The following is a 21621-nucleotide window of genomic DNA, read 5'->3' as shown; positions in this document are numbered from 1 at the left end:
TCATGCTTGGACAGGAAGATGGGGGCCAAGAAAACAGGCCTTCTAGCCGCGCCGCCGTCTACGACCTCAAAGGCTTGAACTGCCCGTTGCCCGTGCTCAAGGCAAAAAAGCGCCTGGCCGCAATGCAGCCGGGCAGCCGGCTGTGGCTCGAAACCACCGACCCGCTCGCCGTCATAGACATTCCCGCCTTCTGCGCCGAGACCGGCCATCGGCTGATCGAGACGACGGCGATATCGGGCGGCCACCGCTTCCTGGTCGAGCGCGGCTGAGCGGGATAATCTCCCCCCTCGAGGGGGAGATGTCGCCGAAGGCGACAGAGGGGGTCGCCTCGCGTAAAGCGCCAACCTTGATCTGCCGCAGGAGGCCGCGTCCGGTCGGGCCGACCCCCTCTGGCCTGCCGGCCATCTCCCCCTCGAGGGGGAGATCGGCAGCTTCACCCACGCCCGGCAATAGCCAGCGGATTGCTTTCCAGTGCTGCACGATCCGGCGTGTCGATCGACGGCCGGTTGGTGAAGGCGGCGAACAGCCGGCGGACATAGTCTTCCGGCATGTCGAGCGTGACCAGCACCAGCCTGGTGCCGCGCTGGCTGTCCGGCCAGGCCGGCAGTTGCACCGGCGGATGCAGGATCTTCTGCACGCCATGGATAACCAGCGGCCGTGAGGGGTCTTCTGCAAGCTCGATGACGCCCTTCATCCGCAACAGGCGCTCGCCATGCGCCGAGCGCAGCAAATCGAGGAACATCTCGATTGCCGAAAACGGCACCGGCCCGTCATGGACCAGCGAATGGGAGCGGATACGGGAATCGTGCCGGTGGCCATAGTCATGGTGATCATGGTCATGCCCGCTATGGTCATGCCCGCTGTGGTCATGGTCGTGACCGGCTTCTTCGCCGAGCCAACGCCGCACATCGGCAGATTTGGTGGCCGGATTGTAGAGACCGCAATCGAACAGGGTCGCCGTGCTTGCCTCGCTCGCGTCGAGCACCACGGCGCCCGGGTTGAGCTGCCTGAGCCGCGCCCGCAACGCCTCGACATCGCCTGCATCCGTGGCCAGGTCGGCCTTGCTGAGCACGATGCGATCGGCGACCGCCACCTGCTTGACCGCCTCGACATGCGCATCGAGCGTCGCATTGCCGTTGACGGCGTCGACCAGGGTGATGACGCCGTCGAGCCGGAAGGCCTGGACCAGGGCCGGATGCGCCATGATCGACTGCAGCACGGGGGCGGGGTCGGCGAGCCCGGTGGTCTCGACGACGACGCGGGCAAGCCGGTCGATGCGGCCGGTCTGCAGCCGGTCGACGAGGTCGGCCAGCGTGTCGACCAGCTCGCCGCGCACCGTGCAGCAGAGACAGCCGTCGGAGAGCTGGATGATGCCGTCGGAGGCCTGCTCGACCAGAAGATGGTCGATCGCCACCTCGCCGAACTCGTTGATGATGACGGCGGTGTCGGCGAGCGCCGGATCGCGGAGCAGCCGGTTGAGCAGCGTCGTCTTGCCGGCGCCGAGAAAGCCGGTGAGCACCGAAACGGGGATGGGGAAGCCGGCCATGCGGCTAGTTCAGCGCCTTGGCCGGCTGCTGGACCTGCACGGCGGTGGCGGATCCGGCCACAACAGGCTCGGCGCCGGCCGGCGGCGCCCGGTCCGGCCGCCATGTCGGCAGCGGCACGTCGGCATATTCCTGCCCGGAGGCGTCGAGCATCGCCTTCGGCACCGGCCCCGTGGCACCGCCGAGGCCGACGGCGATCAGCGTCGGCACATGGTCGAGCTTTTCCTTATAGGGCGATTTCGGCAGGTCCTTGCCCTTGTCGCCGACGGCCGGTGCTGCTTCCGACTGCTCCGCGACCGGCTTCTTCTTGCAGATTTCGTCATTCATGTCGTTGGCCGACATGGTGTCGCCATAGGCGGGCAGCGCCGCGACCGTCAGCCCGCTCGGCGCCGGCGTTGCAAAGCCCTGGTCGAGCAGTTTTGCCGCCGTCTCGGCGCGGGTAATGGCCGACCGTTCGCCGAGCACTACGGCGACCACGGTGCGGCCGTTGCGGGTAGCCGAGCCGATCATGTTGAAACCGGACGAGCAGACGAAACCCGTCTTCATGCCATCGGCGCCCGGATAGCGGCCGATCAAGAGGTTGTAGTTGGAGATCGCCTTCTTGCCGACGGCAAGGCCTTCGATCGAGAACCAGGGGGCATATTGCGGAAATTCCGTGCGAATCGCCATCACCAGCAAAGCAAGATCGCGCGCTGTCGTATACTGGTCCGGCGAATAGAGCCCGTTGGGATTGACGAAATGCGACCCGCTCATGCCGAGCCGCCGCGCCTCGGCGTTCATGCGTTCGGCGAAAGCCGCTTGCGAACCGCCGATATTCTCGCCGACCGCCATGGCGATGTCATTGGCCGATTTGACCAGCATCATCTTCAGCGCGTTGTCCAGCCGCATCACCGAGCCCGGCTTGAAACCCATCTTGCTCGGCGGCTCGCCGGCCGAATGTTTCGTCACCTTGATCGGCGAATCGAGCTGGACCTCGCCCGCGGCAATCGCACGAAACGCCACATAGGCGGTCATCAGCTTGGTCAGCGATGCCGGGTACCAGCGCCTGAATGCGTCCTGGTGCTGCAGGATCTTGCCGCTGTTCAGGTCGAACAGGATGGTCGGATTGGCCAAGGCAGGCCCGGCCAGCGCCGGAAGCACCACCGCGCCCGCCACCAACAGTTTGAGGAAATGCCTGTAGCCCATCATAAAAACGAAATAGCCTCTTGCCGCAGTCGCACCTGGCTCCGTAAGATTTCGTTACACCATCGCCAGGATAATGGTCCGGCCCTCTGTTCCCGGACCACCGTCGCGGTGCTATTTACTCTATGTGACGTCAACATGGCAAAGTGCTGCCGATCACAATGTGGAAGCAGCAGCACAATGCAAAGCTGCGTGCATGGTTGCAAGGCAGCAGGCACAATTGCAAAGCAGCAGGCCAGGACCGCCTGCTCCAACAGCGAAATGGAACCATCATGCCGATCCTGAACCGAGCCGCCGAAATGCAGGACGAGGTGGCCGGCTGGCGCCGCCATTTGCACCAGACGCCGGAGCTGAATTTCGACGTCTTCAAGACCGCCGCCTTCGTCACCGAGAAGCTGAAGGCTTTCGGCTGCGACGACATCGTGACGGGTTTGGGCAAGACCGGCGTCGTTGGCATCATCCGCGGCCGCCACGGCGAAGGCTCGACCATCGGCCTGCGCGCTGACATGGACGCCCTGCCGCTCAACGAGATCACCGGCAAATCCTATGCCTCGACCGTCCCCGGCAAGATGCACGCCTGCGGCCATGACGGCCACACCGCGATGCTGTTGGGTGCCGCCAAATACCTCGCCGAAACGCGCAATTTCACCGGTTCGGTCGCGGTCATCTTTCAGCCGGCCGAAGAGGGCGGCGGCGGCGGTAACGAGATGGTCAAGGATGGCATGATGGAGCGCTTCGGCATCTCCAAGGTGTTCGGCATGCATAACATGCCGGGCCTGCCGGTCGGCCAGTTCGCCATCAGGCCAGGCCCGATCATGGCGGCGACCGCCGAATTCACCATCACCGTCAAGGGCCGGGGCGGCCACGCGGCGATGCCGCACGGCACCATCGATCCGATCGTCATCACCAGCCAGCTTGTCGGCGCATTGCAGACGATCGCCTCGCGCAGCACCGATCCGGTCGAGGCGGTGGTCGTCTCGGTGACGAAATTCCACGCCGGCGACGCCTATAACGTCATTCCCGAGACCGCCGAGATCGCCGGCACCGTACGCACGCTGAAGAAGGAGGTTGCCAAGAAGGCCGAAGAGCGCATCCGCGCGCTTTGCCAAGGCCTGGGCGCTGCCTTCGGTGCGACGATCGAGGTCGACTACAATGCCAACTATCCCGTCACCTTCAACCATCCGGAAGAGACGGTCTTTGCCAGCGACATCGCGGCCGACGTCGCCGGCGACAGCCATGTGCACCGCGCGATCCAGCCGGTGATGGGCGGCGAGGATTTCTCCTACATGCTGGAAGCGCGGCCGGGCGCCTTCATCTTCATCGGCAATGGCGATACCGCCGGCCTGCACAACCCGGCCTACGACTTCAACGACGAGGTCATCCCGCACGGCATGAGCTATTGGGTGAAGCTGGCGGAGACGGCACTGGCGGCGTAGCATTTGCCGAGTGGAATCAGTTGGCGCCGTAGAAATGCAACCAACAACAGACGGAGCATGAGACGGTTCAACTTTGAACGCATCCGCCTCCGTGTGTTGATGTTCACCGAAGGCCGCGACGCTCGAACGTAACGGCATGGATCCTAGGGTCTACGCCGCGTCGCTTCGCTCCTTGCTTCGCCCTAGGATGACGAAGGCATGATCGCTGAAAGCTGAGGCCAATGGCTGATGTCGGAGATTGGCAGTGCGTCTGCGTGTTATCGGACGACGACAGATGGCGAACTACAAACCTCTCCAGATTGGCGGAAACATTTTTCCCTTCGTCATCCTAGGGCGGAGCAGGAGCGAAGCGACGTCGCGGAGACCCTAGGATCCATGCCGTTACCATGGCCGAAGAGTGCATCGACGCAGTGGTTGGCCTGCGCCGTCAGGTGCAGAGCACGTGGTCGTTCGCCGGCTAATCAGTCAAGGCCCGCTCTTCGGATCCTCGACCTCCAGTGCCTCCATAACCGGCGCCAGCTCATTGTCGTCGGCGGGCTGCGGCTCTTCGCCTGTCCTTGCCTTCTTCAGGGCTGCCTCGATCGCCTCCTGGATGTTGCCGAGCTCGTCCTCGCGAACCTCGTGGCCATAGCCGGCAGCATCGGCGTCCTGCTCGAATTGCTGCACCAGGACGGCGACGCTCACCTCGCTCTCGGCCGGCAGATTGCCGACATTCTCCTGCAGCCAGGTTTCAAAGAACTCTTTTGTGGCGCTCATGCGGTGTCTCCTTCGGGACACTAAAGCGCGCCGGCATCCCGAAAGTTCCGCTATCTGAGCCGTCTTTGCGCCCGTTGCCGGCTGCCCCGCAATTCAGCGCGGCCAGGCGGCAACGGGCGCCGCCTGGCTCGGCTGCTTACCGGCTGGCAGCAGTCGTCGGTTCGCACGACACGTTCGGGTTCATGTCCGCGAACGCGCCGGTCGGGTTGCCTTTCCAGGCCCAGACATGCAGCTCGTAGAACGGGCCGAGGCCGTAGCGATTGGGCGCGCTGTTGAAGTTGAACAGATGCCCATCGAGCGAGGCCGGGCCTTTCGAGGTGATGTATTCGACCGCGATCAGTTTTAGCGTGCCGTCGGCCATCGGCTCGTACATGACGGCTTCAGGCTTGGCGACATCGACCGCGTCATCCTTGAGGTAGCCGGGATTGACGTAGTGGATGCCCATGGCGCCGCCGGTGATGCCGCTGGCGCAAGGAATCGGCGCATAGCCCTCGGCAGTCGCCGCCGCCACATTCTCGAAGCGGCTGTTGGCCGCGCGCACCTTGTCGGCCAGCGGATTGGGACCGGACGCGGGCGCTGCCTGATGCGCCTGCGCCAGCGCAGTGCAGGCCGACAGCAGCGCCGCGGCAGCGAGGAACTTGTTGCGAAAGTTGATTGTCATAGTCGTTCCATTCTTCTTGAAAAGCACAGCCCGGCCGGCCGCCGGAAGTAAGGAGGCCCGGCAGGTGGGCGCTGTGGCTGTTGTTGCTGGGAGATCCCTGTCCCGATGCGACGAATGCAGAGGAAGATCATCCCTTCGGCAAATACGGGATGGTTCCGGCCAGATCGGAGTTGTCGATCAGCTGGAAACGGCTGTCGCTGCCGCCCTGACGGGCCGAAACGAAGGGTGCGTAGGCAGGATCGTCGGTGAAGGCGCGCGCCGCGGCCTCGGTCGGGAACGCCATCAAGGCAATCAGCGTCGTGTCGAGCGGCTTGCCTTCGAGCGTCTTCACATTGCCGCTGCGCGACAGATATCTGCCGCCGTGCTTGTGTACGAGGTCGTGGACCGACGCGGCATAGGCCGGCATCCACTTCGGGTCCCTCACCTTGATGTCTGCGATAACGTAAGCGGTCATGGGTCATGTCTCCTGTCGTGCACAGGGGTATCCCGTGCAGCGGCAGAGGGGTCGCATGGCAAGGCCGGCGCCAGCCAGTCCGCGATCTGTACTGGTGTGGCGAATCCGAAATTCGCATTCACTTTGGAGCAACGCAGCGAGCGAATTCGGATTCGAATGCCACACCAGCAAATGCCTGGATTTCCAGTGTGGTTTTGGATTCGAAGTTCCTAACGCTGATGCCACCCAGAAAGCAGGAACTTCAAATCCACCACACTGGGCCGGTACAGTTTCTGTACTCGCCGCGTCGCCGGGAAAGGCCTATGGTTCCGGCTGAGTTTGAGGGGAAGGCAACATCATGACCCAGTCCGGATACAAGCAGTTCTGCCCGTTATCGATGGCCGCGGAGGTGCTGTGCACCCGCTGGACCATGGTTCTGCTTCGCGAATTGGTGGCAGGCTCGACCCGTTTCAACGATCTGCGCCGCGGCGTCCCCAAAATGTCGCCGACCCTTCTGTCGCAACGCCTCAAGGAGCTCGAGCTGGCCGGGATCGTCGAGCGCAAGGAAGTGCGCGGCGAGAAAGGCATCTTCGAATACCGGATGACAGAGGCCGGCCGGGATCTGCGTTCCGTCGTCGAGGCGATGGGCTTTTGGGGGCAGAAATGGGTCGAGTCGCGGCTGTCGCTGAAGAACCTCGATCCGTCGCTGCTGATGTGGGACATGCGGCGCAACCTCAACGCGTCGCCGCTGCCCGACGGCCGCACGGTGATACAGTTTCTGTATCAGGAGCTCCCCGCCTCCAAACGGTCGTGGTGGCTGATCGTCGAGAAGCACGGCGAGGTCGACCTCTGCTGGTACGATCCGGGCTTCGATGTCGATCTCTACGTCTCGACCGACCTGCACACGATGACCGAAATCTGGATGGGGCTGATCACCGTCGAGAAGGCCGGGCCGAAAGTGATCTTGACGGGCGACCAGGATATCGCGCGCAAAATGCAGACCTGGCTCGGCCTGAGCCCGTTCGCGGTCGAACCCAAGCGAGCAGCCTAGCTGCCTCTTGGCGAAACGATCCGAAGCGGTTATGTGTCGGGCGCGATGGTCCCGTAGCTCAGTAGGATAGAGCGGCAGATTCCTAATCTGTAGGTCACAGGTTCGATTCCTGTCGGGATCACCAACATTTTCAGGCACTTAGAGAACTTTCGCCGTACTTTTTTGCCAATTAGTACGGAAATTAGTACGGCGTTTTTTGCACGAATGTTGGCGGCAAATCCGCAGCCGGATCCGACTTGTCGCCCGAACCATGGTCTCTGTTGTTGCAAGGTGTGGCGCGGCGATCTCTTGACCGGGCACGAAGTCCGGGCAGTCACCGCATCGTGAAGGCGCCGATGAGGCGTCTGACGACCCAGGCCGCCGGCCCACAAGCCCTGCCTTGACCCACAGCGTCGCCGGCCGGTGTATGCCCTTTGGCGCCAGCCCCGCGTAGTCCTGGACGCGCCTCCAGAGGCGTTCGCGCAGTTCCCGGTTCAAGGTAGTCAAGGCGACCGACATTGCATCTGCGCCCTCAGCAGCGCGAGGGCGGGGCTCCCCTTTTTGTACGCCGGAGCATCCTATTTGCACGACGGCAGAACTGGATGGCTTTTCAAGGCGCACTGCCTTTGCATTTTATGCCTCCGCAACCGCGGCGCCGTTTTATTCCCACTCAATCAAACTTTGGAGACAGCGATGGAAATCGCGCACCTAATCGACATGGATGGCGTTCTTGTACGTGGGGGATTGCCTATCGAAGGTTCTATCGACTTCGTCCGGGCCTTAGTTGAAGACTCACGAGCCTTTCAGGTTTTTACCAACAATTCCAAGTACACACCGGAGGATCACGCGCATCGCCTACGCGAGATGGGTTTTCCCCTGGAACCTCGACACATTTACACTTCCGCCCTGGCAACTGCGCGGTTTGTCAGCACACAGATTCCGAACGCCTCGGCCTATGTCATCGGTGATCATGGATTGACCTCCGCCCTCCAAGCGGCCGGGTGTCGGATCACGGCATTCTCGCCTGACTATGTCGTTCTTGGGGACGCTACCTCGTATCACTACGAGGAAATCGCTGCAGGCTCATACCTCATTTCTGCAGGCGCCCGGTTCATCGCGACCAATTCTGACGCAACAGCACCGACCGAAAAAGGACTTCACCCAGCATGCGGGTCCGTTGCCGCCCTGATCGCAGAGGCTACTGGTAAGAAGCCATACTTTATTGGCAAGCCAAATTCCTTCATGACCCGATGTGCCCTCGAGAAACTGGGCGTTGATGCAGGGCAAACGGTGTTGGTTGGCGATCGAATGGATACTGATGTTCTCGCCGGCCTCGAGGCGGGTTTGCGATCAGTGCTTGTGCTTACAGGCGTGACTTCGTCTGCCGACCTTCCTCGCTTCTCCTTCAAACCCGACCTGATCGTCGCTCGCTTGGCCGATCTAGCCGGTCATGCGTGGGTCTAACCAATTGCCACTTCGCCTCCGTGTTGATCCGGTTCCCATGGGGAGCGATCCAGAATACTCCAATAACGCTCGACCGAAGCACCTCCGATTGGACGCCGTCAGTGCGCCGCGGCATTGAATTCGCGGACATGCCTCTCTTGAGCTCGATTTGACCAGCCAATTGTAACCGTTTACAGAATGCTTCGTGTTTGATGTTCCTGTGGGAGCCTAGATGGGAAATCGCCCAACAATTCGGGATGTCGCGAAACTCGCGGGCCTTTCCATTGCGTCCGTTTCCCGCGCCCTGACGCGCCCCGATAGCGTGAAGGAGGATACCCGAACCCGAGTGAACGAGGCTGCACAGTCGATCGGATTCCAGTTCAATCGACAGGCTATTGATTTTCGCAGGGGTCGTTCGGATGCGCTTATTGTGCTGGTTTCGGACATTGCGAACCCGTTTTTTCCGGTATTCTTCAAGGGCATCGAAAAGGAGGCCCGGGAACGCGGATTTACGATGTTGATCGGGGACACCTCTGCTGGCCCGCAGAGCGAGGCCACCTACGTTGGGATGCTTGCTGCTGGCAAGGCCGACGGCCTTATTTCCAACATCGGGCGGCTGCCCGAAGGCCTACCGCAACCAGCCGCGACTGACGACAGTTATCGCGGGCCGCCGATCGTCGCCTGCAATCACGATGCCGGTGCGAAAATCCCAATGGTCCGCATCGACAATTATACGGCGGGAAAAGATGCTGCCGAACATCTGTTGCAGCTGGGTCATAGAAGATTCGCCCAGATCCATGGCAGTCAGGAATTCGCCGATTTCCGGGCACGGCTAGCAGGCTTCTCTGACACGGTTGCCAATGCCGGATATGCTGTGCCGTCGAGCGCACTCATTCCTGGCGATCTTCGAGTCCAATCCGGACGGGATGCCGCGATGGCCTTGCTGTCTCAGGACGTTCGACCGTCCGCCATCTTTGCTCACAATGACGAGATGGCGCTTGGAGCCATGCATCAACTTTCCCTATCGGGTTTTCGTGTCCCCTCCGATGTTTCGGTGATCGGTTTTGATGACCTCAGCTACGCGAGTGCAACCATGCCGGCGATTACGACGATGAGATTGCCAAGAGAAGTGTGGGGAGCGACAGCCTGCAAAAAGCTCATCGACCAGATACTGGGCGTCGACAATGGCCCACTTGATCAGATGTTGTCGGCCGAGTTGGTCGTTCGGGAAAGCACCGCAGCATTCCTATAGACTTCCCTCCAGCCGCCGGCCCTCCGGATCGAAGCGGTGCAGATGTTCTTCAACCGGCACCAGCCCGAGCACCGAGCCGACCGCATAGTCGTGCTGGCCAGTCTCGCGAACGGACAATGTGCGCCCGTCGTTCGTCTTGATATGGATGATGGTATCACTCCCCAATCGCTCGACAAGAGAAACCGCCCCGTTCCAAGCCCCATCTGCGCCGCTGATCCTGAGATGCTCAGGTCGTATTCCGACCGCCGACGCATGGCCGTTGTGATCGGCCGCCAAGAAATTCATCTTCGGCGAACCGATAAAGCCGGCAACGAACTTTGAAGCTGGCTGGTTATAGATTTCCATTGGCGTGCCTACCTGTTCGACGCGGCCAGCATTCATGACCACGACCCGGTCAGCTAGCGTCATCGCCTCGACTTGATCATGCGTGACATAGACAGTCGTTGTTCCAATACGCCGATGCAACTCGCTCAGTTCCACCCGCATGTCCGTTCTCAGCCCTGCATCCAGGTTCGACAACGGTTCATCCATGAGGAAAACGCGAGGTTCCCGGACCAGCGCCCGGCCGATGGCGTCCCGCTGCCGTTGCCCACCGGACAACTGCCCTGGCCGCCTGGCCAGCAGCTCCGTTAGGCCGAGCGTTGAAGCGACCGCGTTCACACGCTGGTCGATCTCGGCGCGAGGCCGCCGCTCCAGAGTGAGCCCGAAGGCTATGTTCTCTGCGCTCGTCATATGCGGGTAGAGCGCATAGGATTGAAAAACCATGGCGACATTGCGCTCCCGCGGCGTCATTTTGTTGCTGACAACACCGTCTATGAGGATCTGGCCATCGGAGATCTCATCCAGGCCCGCCACCAGCCGCAGCAGCGTAGATTTGCCACAGCCGGACGGACCCACGAACACGACAAATTCGCCGTCGGCTATAGTCAGATTTATGTCGTCGAGGACTTTGGCGTGACCGAAGCGCTTCGATACATTTTTCAAGTCGATGCGTGCCATGAAGCCATCCTCAACGAATTGTTCCGCGGTTACGATTGGCGGCCATGCTGTGATCGTCATTAGCCGGTTGCGCCCCTGCGAGGTACGAAACCAAATCCGGTTGCGCACGCTGAAGATCGGCCGGTGGCTCGCCCCCAAGCATTCGCACCAGATCCTTGACAATCATCTGCCCAATCGGATGCCGCCCATCTTTGACCGCTGCACCACGAGCGGTGACAAGATCGCGTTCTGCAAAGTTCTGACGCTGTCGTTCGAAGGTACCGGCTCGGCACTGAACACGTCGATGGCAGCGCGGATGCGCCCTTCCCGTACGGCCACTTCAAGCGCGCCGAAATCAACCACGTGGGCTCTGCTGATCAGAACCAGCAGGGCGCCTGGCGGCATTGTCGCCAGCGTCGCCGCATCAACAAGACCCTTGTTAGCCTTGGTTGGCGACGCTGTGACAAACAAACACCGGCTCGATCGAGCAACCTGGTCAAGTGCCATCAGCTCCGCGCCATGTTGTTCGGCGATTTCAGAGCTTAGCCAAGGGTCATAGGCCAATATCTTCGGCATGAACGGCGCAAGCAGCCGACAGCATTCGCGCGCAATCGAGCCAAACCCGACGAATCCGATCGTCTGTCCATAGAAACTGAAATCGGTCATGGCATTATCGTCGAGCCAATGCTCCTTGCCGACCCGGAAGGCCTCGTGCTCCTGCACGATTCCCCTCGCCCCAGCCAAGGCAAGTCCCACCGCCATTTCCGCAACGGAAGTGCGGAAGCCGGGCGCGCAGCACAGGACTTCGATCCCGCGCCGAAAGCAGCTTGAATAGTCGATCGTGTCTGGAAAAGATCCCGACACCTCGATGACCGCTTGCAGATTTTCTGCTCTCGCAATGTCGCCGGCGTCCAGCTTGGGTCGCGCCGAAATAATGAAGCTCGCCCGATGCAGATTCTCTTCAAGAACGCTGCGCGGCATTGGTTCATCCCTTGCCCAGACCAACTCGCACAGCTGATTGAGTGCGCTGAAATCGACCGGGCTGAATAGCTCGTCGAGCTGGCGCCAATGGGGGTCGAGGACAACAACCGGTTTTTGCATTTTCGCATCCATTTCTATTTAACTGCACCCGCCGTCATGCCGCGGACAAAGTGACGTTGAAAAATAATGAACAGAAGCACGACTGGCAGCGCCATGATCACGGCACCGGCGGAAAGGCTGGTGATGTCGCGCGTTTGGCCTCCCTGAAACATCAGCAGTCCGACGGCGAGCGTTCTTGACGACTCGCGAGGCATCAGGACGAGCCTGAGAAGGAGGTCGTTCCAACTCCACAGGAATTCGAGCAATCCCGTCGTGACCACCACCGGCTTGGCGATCGGCAGGATGACCCTGCTGTATATCTCCCACTCGCTGGCGCCGTCGACGCGGGCGGCGTCATGCAACGACATAGGAATCTTCCTGAAATAGGACGCGAACAGAAACACGAAAATCGGGAGGGCCAGAGCGACATCGCAAAGGATCACCCCCAGATGCGTTCCGATCAGTCCAAGGCTTCGTATCGACGCATAAAGTGGCAGGACAATCGCCGTCACCGGCACCATCAGCCCGGCCAGAAATGCGAACCGGATCAGCTGCTTTCCCGGGAAGCTCATGAAGGTGAGCGCATAACCGGCAAGGGAGGCGAATACGATCATGACCATCGCATCGATAAACGAGATGATGAAGGAGTTGAAGAAATATCGGCCGAAACCGCCCTCGGTCCAAACCAGCACGTAGTGCTCGAATGTCCACACGTGAGGGAGCGCCCATGGCACGTCTGCCTCGGCCGCAGGTTTCAATGAGGTAGAGATCGCCAGAACCGAAGGCGCAATCATCAGCAGCGCAAAGAAGCTGAAAACGGCCAGAACCGTGTATCGCCTGGTCATGTCAATCTTCCGCTCTGCTTTGCAGCCAGGCATAGATGCCCATTGCCAGCGTCACGATAACCAGCAGCGCAACTCCAATGGCGGCCCCATAGCCATAGTCGTTTTCGATGGCACCGCGCTTATACATGTAGGTCGACAGGATCTCGCTGGCGCGAACCGGACCACCCTTCGTCATCGCCCAGATCAGGTCGAACGCCTTGAAAGCATGGGTTACCGTGAGAACGATGACGACGGCTGTCACGGGCCGGATGGCGGGCAACGTAACGTGCCAGAAAGTCTGTACCGGCGAAGCTCCGTCGATGACCGCAGCGTCATAGAGCTCCTCGTCGACGGCCTGCAGCCCGGCAAGAAAGATCACGATGCTCAGCCCTATGGTGGACCAGCAATGGGCAATAGCGATTGCAGGTAGCGCTGTATGCGGATCGCCCAGCCACGGCATTGTCAGCCAATCGAGGCCGAGCCGAAGGAGGCCTGCGTTGATAAGTCCGTCGGGCTGATACGTCCACCGCCATATGATGGCGGTTGTGATGGGCGCCATTACCACTGGAACCATGAAGCAGGTCTGGATAGCGATCCGGCCACGGCGCAGACGCGCGATGACTGCGGCTGCGACGAGCCCCAAGCCGACATTGATGACGACGATAATTGCCGACCATTCCAGAGTATTGAGGAACGCTTCCCAGAATATTCTGTCTCTAAGCAAACCAGCATAATTTGCCAGGCCAACCCACTGCTTGACCTTGCTGATGCCATCCCACTTCGTGAACGAGTACTGGATCACTGCCAGCGTAGGCAGCAGTGCGAATGCTGCGAAGAGGCCGAACGCCGGCAACACGAACAGGAACGCAGAAGCCGACGCATAGGAGTTTGAGACGCCACGCGTGCGCACACTGACAAGGGACATTTGATGATCCTCAGGTTCTTTGATGAGGCTTGGCAAATTCGGAGGCCAGACGTTGAGCCTCCGCTGCCAGCTACGGCTTCAGGCCGCCGGGCTTCAGTATGCTCCCATCGGCTTTGTCCGTCTGCCAGACCGCCTCGATCTCGTCAGCGAATTGCTGCGGTGTCGTCTGGCCAAGGAGAAGCGCCTGGAGTCCATCATATGTCAGTGTGGTTATGTTGTTGGGCGTAACGGTATCGAGATAGGCGTAGATCGTGCCGTTTGCGCGGTCGCGATCGTTAAATGCCACCATAGCCTGGGTAAGCTTCGGAAGATTTGCCTTGGGAAGCACGTCGGACAGAGGACCGACCGGGGTCGTTCCCGCATTGAGCAGCGTAACGCGGCTGGCCGGGGTAAACAGCAGGTAGTTGAGGAAGGCTGCTATCTTGTCCTTGTGGCTGGAACTCGCGCTTATGTACCAGCCCGATCCAATGCCTTCGGTTGGATACATTTTCTGGGTTGGCTCAAAAGGTGGCACTTGAAAGACGCCGAAATCATCGATGCGTTCTCCGGCTGTAGCGACACCGGTCTGGATCGCGAACGAACCAGTAAATGTCATCGGGATCTTGCCGGCCCAGAATTTTTCCATGATCTCGGCATATCCGTCGGCCACCGGATTTGGCCCAAAATAGCCTTGTTGAGTCATATCCTGGAGTCGCGTAGCGGCTTTGACGAATTCCGGCGCATTCCATGCGCCGCCGCCGAACATCACTTTCTGCAAACCGGCTGGCGAAGCATATCGTCCGAAGAGCATCGATTGCCAGTGGGAAATAGGCCATTTGTCGGCTCCACCGAGCCCGATCGGGGTGTCGTAGCCCGCCTGCTTCAAGGTTTTGATCACACCCTGGAAATCTTCCCAGGTTGACGGTACCTTCAAGCCCAGCTTGTCGAAAATCGCCTTGTTGTAGAACATGGCAGTCGTCTCGACTTCATTCCCGACAGCCCACAGTTTACCCTTCGATGACGTAACGTCGACAACCGACTGGGGGATGAACTTGTCCCATCCATACCGCCTGTAGTAGCCGGTGAGATCCGCAACCAGTCCACCGTCGATGATAGCTGCTGGTTGGCCGGGGCCTGTCCCATAGACGAAGAGTTCCGGCCCCTCGCCGGATGACAATGACGGGATCAGCGCGGGGTTGAACAGGTCAGAGCTGTTTTTGGTGATGACGAATTTCGTTTCCGGATGCTCGGCGTTGTAGCTGGCCGCCAATTGTTCATAGACAACGGTCTGTCCAGGCTCGCCAACCACCGAGACCTGTATTTCGGATTGAGCCGCCGCGGCTGTTGCAGCCAATATCCCTGCGGCTAAAAATGTTGAAGCTAGCCCGACGCTCTTCGGCATCATTTTCGTCTCCTCCCTTGCTGCCGCCCTTAAACTCACTTTGTTGACGGCGCCATCTTGTAACCGGTTACAGTTGCATTGTAAACGGTTTCTTTTTTGATGGATGCGCCGCAATCGCCGTGTCTAAGGCCAGATTTGCAATTGCATGTGCAATTCCGGATGCCCAGTGGCCGGAAGCTATTCTGCTGGTCCGGTATTGGAGGTCTGGAAGTCAAACCAGACCCCGCCATCTGCACTTGACCCAATCGCCGCCTCGACAAACTGGAGCCCCTCCAAGCCGTCGAGGGCTGTCGGGAAGGCAATGCCGGCAGGTGCCGGGTTGCCGTTGCGCGCACTCCGAATTGCTGCGGCGATCTCGCTATAGATGGCGGCAAATGCCTCCAGGTATCCTTCCGGATGCCCGGCAGGAATACGGGTGACGCGGGCGGCCGCAGCCCCTGCGGCTCCCCGCGAAATTCGCTGCCGCGGCTCGCCCAGCGGTGTGTACCAGAGGTAATTCGGTTCAAGGTGCCTCCACTCCAGGCCACCTTTGTCACCAAAGACCCGTATACTCAGATCGTTCTCGTTGCCGGGTGCAACCTGGGAAGTCCAAATGGAGCCCCGTGCGCCGCCTTGGAAACGCAACAACACCTGCGCATTGTCATCGACAGGCCTGCCTTCAACGAAGGTTGAAAGCTCGGCCAGAATTGCCTCACTCTCCAGCCTTGTGATGAAGCGCAGCAAATTGAAGGCGTGCGTTCCAATGTCGGCGATTGAACCACCCCGACCAGAACGGGCTGGGTCGGTGCGCCATTCAGCCTGTTTGGAGCCTGCGGCCTCCGCCCGCTGCGTGAGCCAATCCTGGAGATACTCGACCTGCACCAGCCGCAACCGGCCGAGGCTGCCAGAAGCGCACATCTCGCGCGCCTGCCGGATCATGGGGTAGCCAGTATAATTGTAGGTGAGTGCGCAAATCTTGCCGGCATCCCGGGCGATCCCGACGATTTCGGCTGCGGACTGGGAATCCGTCGACAAGGGCTTGTCGCAAATGACATGGATGCCGCGCGTCAAGAAGGCCTTTGCTATGGCGGCATGGGTGTTGTTTGGCGTCACGATGGAAACGGCTTCGATGCCATCAGCGCGAGCAGCCTCGCCTGCTGCCATAGCCTCATGGGAAGCATAAGCGCGCGCAGGATCGATGTTCAGGTCAGAAGCAGAGGCGGCGGCAAGTTCCGGATCGGAAGACAGCGCTGCTGCAACGAGTTCGTAGTGGTCATCGAGGCGTGCAGCAATTCGGTGTACGGGGCCGATGAAGGCCCCTCGCCCGCCGCCAACCATGCCAAGCCTAATCCGGTCCATGGTAACTCACAAATTTGCGGGGGTGTTGGGCGGCACAGCCGTTGATGCACAGCTCAGCTGTATCCCTCGCTGCCAGGTCCATGCAATGACGGGCCACGCGTCTCAATCGGCTCCAGAGCCTCATGCACAGGAACGTTCGGCGCGTCGCAGATGTTTTCCCTCGGCGCCCCGACGGCCGCTGCCCATCGCACGGCGTTGCGCAACACCCTGTGGACATTGCCGTCGTGGTATGTCGGGTAGGTCTCATGACCGGGGCGGAAATAGAATATCTTGCCGGCACCCCGCTGATAGGTGACCCCGGAGCGAAAGACCTCGCCGCCCTGAAACCAGGAGATGAATACGGTCTCCAGCGGCTCCGGTATGGCGAATGGCTCGCCATACATTTCCTCGCGCTCGAGCACGAAACACTCCGGCAAACCTGCAGCAATAGGGTGGCTCGGGTTGACCGCCCAAATCCGCTCGCGCTCTCCAGCTTCCCGCCACTTCAGAGAGCATGGTGCTCCCATCAGCGTCTTGAACACTTTGGAAAAATGACCCGAATGCAGGACAATTAGTCCCATCCCTGCCCAGACCCGTTTCGCTACATTTTCGGCGGCCAGGTCAGACACGGCGCCATGCGCCTTGTGCCCCCACCAAACAAGGACGTCCGTTTCTGCCAGCATATCGGCGGAGCAGCCCTGCTCCGGATCCTGCAAGGTGGCGGTGCGCGCGACGATTTCGGACTCTCCCGACAGGGCTTGCGCGATCGTAGTGTGCAGCCCATCCGGATAGATCGACGCCACGACCGGGTTTTCCCGTTCGTGGATATTCTCGCCCCAAACGGTGCATCGAATGGACACCGCTGGGCTTGACGACTGATTGGTCATTGTCATTTACCCGTTCAAAAAGCGAATGGCGGAAAAACACCTAGCCGCCTGTAACCGATTACAAACCGGCTGTAAACGGTTACATTTGCAACATCGCAGTGAGTCGCACGGAACGTGAGGAATGTCACGATGCAACTGAGCCGGTTGAGACCAGCCTCACCGTTCGCCACAACAAGAAACTGGCGGCGCCGGCTTGATGAGACTTATGCTTTCATGGCTGGCATCCAGCACAGCAGTTCAATGAAGGATGTGGGAGACGCTCTCCTCTCGTTCGCCGCACGGTTCGGCACGACCAGTATCCTTGCCGGCATCATCCCGCCCCCCAGCGCCTCACGCCGCGAGCAGCTGTCCCATGTGCTGCTGGATCACTGGCCGGCTGAATGGACGGATCGCTACTTCTCGAAAGGCTATCTCTATCGTGATCCGACCATCCGGCTCGTCGCGCAGGGAAGTCAGCCATTTTCGTGGAGCGACATCGGCAGCCTTGGCGACTGGCCCGGCGGCCGCCGCATCATGGACGAGGCAGCCGAATTCGGACTGCGTGAAGGTCTGACGTTTTCTTTCCTGACCCTCGAGCGGCAGCGGGTCGGGCTATCCATTGCCGGCGAAAGACTTGAACTGCCGCCCGGTGAACAGGACGCGTTCCTCCTCGTCGCTGCATATGCTTTTGGAAAAGCAGTAATTCTGGCCGAAGAAAACGGGCAGACAGGGAGGGTCGGCCTTTCGCCTCGCCAGAACGACGTCCTGCAATGGGCGTCCCTGGGGCTGTCTGTCGAGGCCATTGCCGATCGCCTCGGGATCAGCAGCCATACCGCCGATAGTCATCTGCGCGCCGCACGAGAGAGACTGGGCGTACAGAACACCGTGCACGCCGTGGCCGAAGCATTCAGGCTCGGTCTCATAGCCTGACCCCACGGAATCACGTGATGTCCGAACGTGAATGAGGCCGGCAGACTGCAGGTTGACCTCAATCTCGAAGGACAACCGATGCTGCACATCGTGACAAACGAAAATGTCGACCTCTATCGCGAGGAAATGCAACAGGCCTTCCGCCTTCGCCACAAGGTGTTTGTGGAGGAGAGAGGCTGGTCGGAATTACGACGTGAGGACGGTCAGGAGATTGATCGGTTCGACAACGAATACGCCGTTCATATGCTCTTCATCGAGGACGATCATCATGTCATCGGTTACCAGCGCCTGCTACCGTCGACACGGCCACATCTGCTGTCCGAGGTGCTTTCCTCCCTCTGCGAAGGTGAGCGGCCGGTTGGTCCGAATATCTGGGAGTGGACACGCTACTGCGTCGAGGCCGGCCATCGCGAGCGCGGCCGGATGCTAAGCCCGGTGGCGAATGCGCTGCTTGGTGGCATCGTCGAGTGGGGCCTCCACAACGGCGTGGATACAATCATCATCGAGATGAATCCGCTCTGGCTCCTTCGGCTTGTGCAGTTTCATTTCAGGGTGACGCCGCTCGGGCTGCCCCAGGTAATCAGCGGCGAAGAGGCGGTGGCAGTCACCGCGAAGTTCGACGAGCGGACGCTCACCAGATTATGCGAAATGCGAAAAGCGACCCCCTAGGGGAAGGATGATGCGGCGACGCGTCCAGCTCGTTACGCTTGACTGCGCACTTGTCATCGCTGAGGAAGGCAGCTTTCTCGCCGCCTCCCGACGCCTGGGGATCCACCATTCCGCTCTCAGCCGGCGCATCCGTGACCTTGAGCAATCGCTTGGCGCGGCGCTTTTCGAACGTCACTCAGGCGGTGTCCGGCCAACGCTGGCCGGCGCGGGGCTCCTGCGCAACCTTCGTCGCGTTCTGGCCGACCTCGACGGGACGCTCACCATGGTCAGCACGGCCCGGGGAGTACAAGGCGGCAGCCTGGCCACCGGTCTGGAGGCGCCCCTGCATGCCACCGAAATTCTGGATGCGGTTACTGATGTCATTCGAAGCAGGCCGGACGTCAGCCTCCGCCTTGTGGAGACGAAACGCGGCGCGGCTAGCTCACCTTGACTTTGTATCACGCCGAGCCCGGCTGAACGCCCGATCAGTCATCATGAATCGGGCCAGCATCGGAGCGATCAGTTTTGCCGGATCGGAAACCGTCTGGCCCGTCTCACGGCCGAGCAGTTCGGCATAGGCGACGAGATCGCGGTGAACGGTGGCGGGTAGTTCGGCTGTGATCTTGACCGGCCGATCATCGGGAATGGCGGAAAGTTTCAGCTTGATCATGACGGCTCCCTTTTTGCGCCATAAGGCGCCAGTACAAGGTCGCGATTGACGATCACGCGGACCGGGAAACCCGGCCGGATTGTCAGCGTTGGCTGGACATCGAGTTGGTGGCCCACGATCTGCTGACCGATATTGCTCATTGAATTCTGCGTGCTTTCACGGATGGCCTTAGCGATGTCGCTTTCGTCGTTGCTGGAACCAAGTGACGTTCCGACCCCGAGCAGGGTTGAGAGTGCGGCGGCCCGAAACAGTTGACCCCAGTGATGATCGACCTCGTCCTCCAGACCGGAAAAGCCTTGAGCATCCGCGCCCTGCTGGCGCTCCAGTACGATCGAGGTGCCGTCGGGCATGATGAGCCGGTTCCAGACCAACAGCACACGCGACTGACCGAAAGCGATCTGGCTATCGTACTGACCGATCAATCTCGCGCCCTGCGGAACCAGCAGGTACGATCCTGATGGGCTGTCGTAAACGTTCTCCGTGACCTGAGCGGTGATCTGACCGGGAAGTTCCGAACGAATGCCGGTGATGAGGGCCGCCGGAATAACCGTGCCGGCCTGAAGGACATAGGGCGAAGCCTTTTCGGCGAGACGATCGGGACTGACGGTGCGACGATCCGTTTCGGCGTTGACGAAGGCGGCTTTGCGGTCCTGCATGTTTTGCGCAGCGGCAGAACCGAGCGGCGACTGTTCGGTCGGTAGTGTCAAGCCGGAAGTGGTGTTCGCCACGGCAGTTCCTGCACCAGTATCCTGCCGCGCGGTGAACGTTCTCGCGTTGGTGTCGGTAAAGAGCTTTCCGACACGCGCGGCCTCGATTTCCGCCAAGCGGCGCTGCTCCTCCGGATCGGCGCGCGGCGCACTGATGTTCGGCACCGCCACCGGCTGTCCGCGCTCCTTCGCACGCAGGATTGGCCGGCCGAGATCGCCGGGCAAAGGCGGCCCGAGTTTTGGAATGCCGGCATAATCCTTCGGCAGAGTTTGGAGCCCGTCGGCGGTCGCTCGATTTTCAGTGGTGAAGAGCTCGGATGGTTGCTCGTTGCCAAGCCGCCTGGTGTCGAGCGCCCAGATCAGTGTGCCAAGGATCGTAGCGCAGGCCACTCCACCAAGACCGATCAGCACCTTGCGCGAAAGGCGCGTGACCCTTGCGGGCTCGGGCCTCAGACGTAGTTCGGCCCTGATGTCCACGTCCGGGGGATTTGCAACGTCGCTCATCGGAACAGCCCCGCGCTGCGCTGCGGTTTTTTCCCGTCGGTGCGCACGATCCTGACACGCTTCTCGCTCGTCTTGTCGCCGAGCCTCAGCTCAGCCGCGGCGAAGAGACGGTCGACCACGTAGTAGTTTTGCCGAGCGCGGTAGTTGACCAGTTCCGAGCCGCCCGATGGGCCGATGACGAAGAGCGGCGGCATCTCACCCTGAGCGATGCCGGACGGAAACTGGATGTAGACTTTTGAGCCGTCATCGAACGCGCGTAGCGGCTTCCACGGTGCCGCGACGCCCTCGATGCGGTAGCGGAAATTGAGTTTCTGGATGTCGATGCCGGAAGCGACCGGCTGGGCTGCGGAAGCCTGCGCGTTCTGGCGCCGCAGCGCTATCAACTGATCCTGCGGATACTGCCACGACACAGAGGCCATATAGGTCTTCTCGGTCGATCGCAGCTCGAGATGATAGGTACGACGGTCGCTGTTTATGACAAGATTGGTCTGGAGGTCCGGCCTCGTCGGCTTGACGAGAATGTGGACCTGCAGCCGTTCCCCTGCCCCGCTCTGCGTGTCGCCGATGATCCAGCGCACGGTGTCGCCGGCGGCGACGGGACCGGAGCCGACGAGCTGCTCGCCGGGCTGCAGCGCGATGTCGGTGACCTGGCCAGGTGCTGCATAGATTTGATAGAGCGCGCCTTCACTCCAGGGATAGAGCTGGATCGCGTTGATAAAACCATCGCGGACAGGCTGCATTCGTGCGGCCTGATTGGCCTGGCTGATCCGCTGTTTGGGATCAGCCGGCTCCGCCTTCGCCTTAATGGTCCCTATCGGCTTCAACTGACCGGGCAGCGGAAGCGGTTTCGGCAGCTCCACCACTTTCACCGCACCAGGCGGATCGAGCTTCTGCACGGCAGGCACCGCATCGTCGTAGTCGATCTCCGGCGGAATGTACTTTTTCGAGGCGCAGCCTGCGAGCGCCGTCGCCGACAGCAGTGCCAGGACAAGCACCCGCGCTTTGGTCATGTTGCGGGTTGAATGTCCCCTTGCTCTTCCTGCATGTATCGCGC

At 60.7% G+C, this 21621-nt stretch carries 23 protein-coding genes and 1 tRNA gene; 9 read left to right on the top strand and 15 right to left on the bottom strand.

The features are described from left to right. Positions 1 to 2: 2 nt before the first annotated feature. Positions 3 to 269: a sulfurtransferase TusA family protein gene (locus tag AC0L2Y_RS07895; RefSeq protein ID WP_473555103.1), complete on the top strand. Its 267-nt coding sequence runs from the start codon at positions 3 to 5 to the stop codon at positions 267 to 269. A 164-nt stretch (positions 270 to 433) separates the two neighbouring features. On the opposite strand, the gene AC0L2Y_RS07890 is transcribed toward AC0L2Y_RS07895, so the two are convergent. Beyond that, positions 434 to 1546: a CobW family GTP-binding protein gene (locus AC0L2Y_RS07890; RefSeq protein ID WP_473555101.1), complete on the bottom strand. Its 1113-nt coding sequence runs from the start codon at positions 1544 to 1546 to the stop codon at positions 434 to 436. 4 nt (positions 1547 to 1550) lie between these two features. Continuing rightward, positions 1551 to 2729, bottom strand: coding sequence for a D-alanyl-D-alanine carboxypeptidase family protein (locus AC0L2Y_RS07885; RefSeq protein ID WP_473555334.1), 1179 nt, complete (start codon positions 2727 to 2729; stop codon positions 1551 to 1553). 269 nt (positions 2730 to 2998) lie between these two features. On the opposite strand from AC0L2Y_RS07885, the gene AC0L2Y_RS07880 reads away from it, so the two are divergent. Further along, the gene (locus tag AC0L2Y_RS07880; protein ID WP_473555099.1) at positions 2999 to 4162 is read left to right on the top strand and encodes a M20 aminoacylase family protein; all 1164 of its coding nucleotides are present in this window, start codon (positions 2999 to 3001) and stop codon (positions 4160 to 4162) included. A 465-nt stretch (positions 4163 to 4627) separates the two neighbouring features. Here the strand turns inward: AC0L2Y_RS07880 and AC0L2Y_RS07875 are convergent, their stop codons facing one another. From AC0L2Y_RS07875 to AC0L2Y_RS07865, 3 genes are all read right to left on the bottom strand, one after another. Next, positions 4628 to 4918: a hypothetical protein gene (locus AC0L2Y_RS07875; RefSeq protein ID WP_473555096.1), complete on the bottom strand. Its 291-nt coding sequence runs from the start codon at positions 4916 to 4918 to the stop codon at positions 4628 to 4630. Positions 4919 to 5054: 136 nt separating this feature from the next. Further along, entirely contained in the window at positions 5055 to 5579 is a 525-nt protein-coding gene (locus AC0L2Y_RS07870) for a hypothetical protein (RefSeq protein ID WP_352489378.1), read from the bottom strand. A 127-nt stretch (positions 5580 to 5706) separates the two neighbouring features. Then, positions 5707 to 6033 carry a DUF1330 domain-containing protein gene (locus AC0L2Y_RS07865; RefSeq protein WP_023677873.1) on the bottom strand — a complete coding sequence of 109 codons (327 nt, stop codon included), beginning with the start codon at positions 6031 to 6033 and terminating at the stop codon, positions 5707 to 5709. A 337-nt stretch (positions 6034 to 6370) separates the two neighbouring features. Between AC0L2Y_RS07865 and AC0L2Y_RS07860 the strand changes: the two genes are divergently transcribed. The 4 genes from AC0L2Y_RS07860 (at position 6371) to AC0L2Y_RS07845 (ending at position 9737) form a co-directional block, all read left to right on the top strand. Beyond that, entirely contained in the window at positions 6371 to 7063 is a 693-nt protein-coding gene (locus AC0L2Y_RS07860; protein ID WP_352457625.1) for a winged helix-turn-helix transcriptional regulator, read from the top strand. A gap of 47 nt (positions 7064 to 7110) precedes the next feature. Beyond that, a tRNA-Arg gene (locus tag AC0L2Y_RS07855) sits at positions 7111 to 7187 on the top strand. A gap of 548 nt (positions 7188 to 7735) precedes the next feature. Continuing rightward, on the top strand, positions 7736 to 8506 hold the full coding sequence (locus tag AC0L2Y_RS07850) for an HAD-IIA family hydrolase (protein ID WP_473555092.1): 771 nt from the start codon (positions 7736 to 7738) through the stop codon (positions 8504 to 8506). A gap of 211 nt (positions 8507 to 8717) precedes the next feature. Further along, on the top strand, positions 8718 to 9737 hold the full coding sequence (locus tag AC0L2Y_RS07845; RefSeq protein WP_473555090.1) for a LacI family DNA-binding transcriptional regulator: 1020 nt from the start codon (positions 8718 to 8720) through the stop codon (positions 9735 to 9737). Here the strand turns inward: AC0L2Y_RS07845 and AC0L2Y_RS07840 are convergent. The 7 genes from AC0L2Y_RS07840 to AC0L2Y_RS07810 form a co-directional block, all read right to left on the bottom strand. Further along, the gene (locus AC0L2Y_RS07840; protein ID WP_473555087.1) at positions 9732 to 10736 is read right to left on the bottom strand and encodes an ABC transporter ATP-binding protein; all 1005 of its coding nucleotides are present in this window, start codon (positions 10734 to 10736) and stop codon (positions 9732 to 9734) included. The two genes, AC0L2Y_RS07845 and AC0L2Y_RS07840, sit on opposite strands and share 6 nt — an antisense overlap. Before the next feature lie 162 nt (positions 10737 to 10898). Then, positions 10899 to 11816: an NAD(P)-dependent oxidoreductase gene (locus tag AC0L2Y_RS07835; protein WP_473555085.1), complete on the bottom strand. Its 918-nt coding sequence runs from the start codon at positions 11814 to 11816 to the stop codon at positions 10899 to 10901. A 14-nt stretch (positions 11817 to 11830) separates the two neighbouring features. After that, positions 11831 to 12640, bottom strand: coding sequence for a carbohydrate ABC transporter permease (locus tag AC0L2Y_RS07830; RefSeq protein WP_473555082.1), 810 nt, complete (start codon positions 12638 to 12640; stop codon positions 11831 to 11833). Position 12641: 1 nt separating this feature from the next. Further along, the gene (locus tag AC0L2Y_RS07825) at positions 12642 to 13580 is read right to left on the bottom strand and encodes a carbohydrate ABC transporter permease (RefSeq protein WP_473555079.1); all 939 of its coding nucleotides are present in this window, start codon (positions 13578 to 13580) and stop codon (positions 12642 to 12644) included. 34 nt (positions 13581 to 13614) lie between these two features. Further along, positions 13615 to 14928 carry an ABC transporter substrate-binding protein gene (locus AC0L2Y_RS07820; RefSeq protein ID WP_473555077.1) on the bottom strand — a complete coding sequence of 438 codons (1314 nt, stop codon included), beginning with the start codon at positions 14926 to 14928 and terminating at the stop codon, positions 13615 to 13617. A gap of 174 nt (positions 14929 to 15102) precedes the next feature. After that, positions 15103 to 16263, bottom strand: coding sequence for a Gfo/Idh/MocA family protein (locus AC0L2Y_RS07815; protein WP_473555074.1), 1161 nt, complete (start codon positions 16261 to 16263; stop codon positions 15103 to 15105). A gap of 53 nt (positions 16264 to 16316) precedes the next feature. After that, positions 16317 to 17102 carry a ThuA domain-containing protein gene (locus tag AC0L2Y_RS07810; protein WP_473555332.1) on the bottom strand — a complete coding sequence of 262 codons (786 nt, stop codon included), beginning with the start codon at positions 17100 to 17102 and terminating at the stop codon, positions 16317 to 16319. Between the two features lie 156 nt (positions 17103 to 17258). Here AC0L2Y_RS07810 and AC0L2Y_RS07805 point away from each other — a divergent pair, with 156 nt between their 5' ends. The 3 genes from AC0L2Y_RS07805 (at position 17259) to AC0L2Y_RS07795 (ending at position 19137) form a co-directional block, all read left to right on the top strand. Further along, complete coding sequence (locus AC0L2Y_RS07805; protein WP_473555072.1) at positions 17259 to 18038, top strand: helix-turn-helix transcriptional regulator; 780 nt, start codon at positions 17259 to 17261, stop codon at positions 18036 to 18038. Between the two features lie 78 nt (positions 18039 to 18116). Next, the gene (locus tag AC0L2Y_RS07800) at positions 18117 to 18707 is read left to right on the top strand and encodes an acyl-homoserine-lactone synthase (RefSeq protein ID WP_473555069.1); all 591 of its coding nucleotides are present in this window, start codon (positions 18117 to 18119) and stop codon (positions 18705 to 18707) included. A 10-nt stretch (positions 18708 to 18717) separates the two neighbouring features. Then, entirely contained in the window at positions 18718 to 19137 is a 420-nt protein-coding gene (locus AC0L2Y_RS07795; RefSeq protein ID WP_473555067.1) for a LysR family transcriptional regulator, read from the top strand. Here the strand turns inward: AC0L2Y_RS07795 and AC0L2Y_RS07790 are convergent. Genes AC0L2Y_RS07790 through trbG form a run of 3 tightly spaced genes read right to left on the bottom strand, consistent with a single transcriptional unit; the run spans position 19129 to position 21577 of the window. After that, entirely contained in the window at positions 19129 to 19356 is a 228-nt protein-coding gene (locus AC0L2Y_RS07790; protein ID WP_473555064.1) for a DUF2274 domain-containing protein, read from the bottom strand. The two genes, AC0L2Y_RS07795 and AC0L2Y_RS07790, sit on opposite strands and share 9 nt — an antisense overlap. Next, positions 19353 to 20567: a TraB/TrbI/VirB10 family type IV secretion system protein gene (locus tag AC0L2Y_RS07785; protein WP_473555063.1), complete on the bottom strand. Its 1215-nt coding sequence runs from the start codon at positions 20565 to 20567 to the stop codon at positions 19353 to 19355. The genes AC0L2Y_RS07790 and AC0L2Y_RS07785 overlap by 4 nt, the downstream gene beginning before the upstream one ends. Then, complete coding sequence (trbG, locus tag AC0L2Y_RS07780; protein WP_473555331.1) at positions 20564 to 21577, bottom strand: P-type conjugative transfer protein TrbG; 1014 nt, start codon at positions 21575 to 21577, stop codon at positions 20564 to 20566. The genes AC0L2Y_RS07785 and trbG overlap by 4 nt, the downstream gene beginning before the upstream one ends. Positions 21578 to 21621: the final 44 nt, after the last annotated feature.

The sequence above is a fragment of the Mesorhizobium sp. WSM4830 genome, assembly GCF_055811495.1.
The sequence above is the reverse complement of the archived record's forward strand: the minus strand, read 5'-3'. Positions and strand labels throughout refer to the sequence as shown.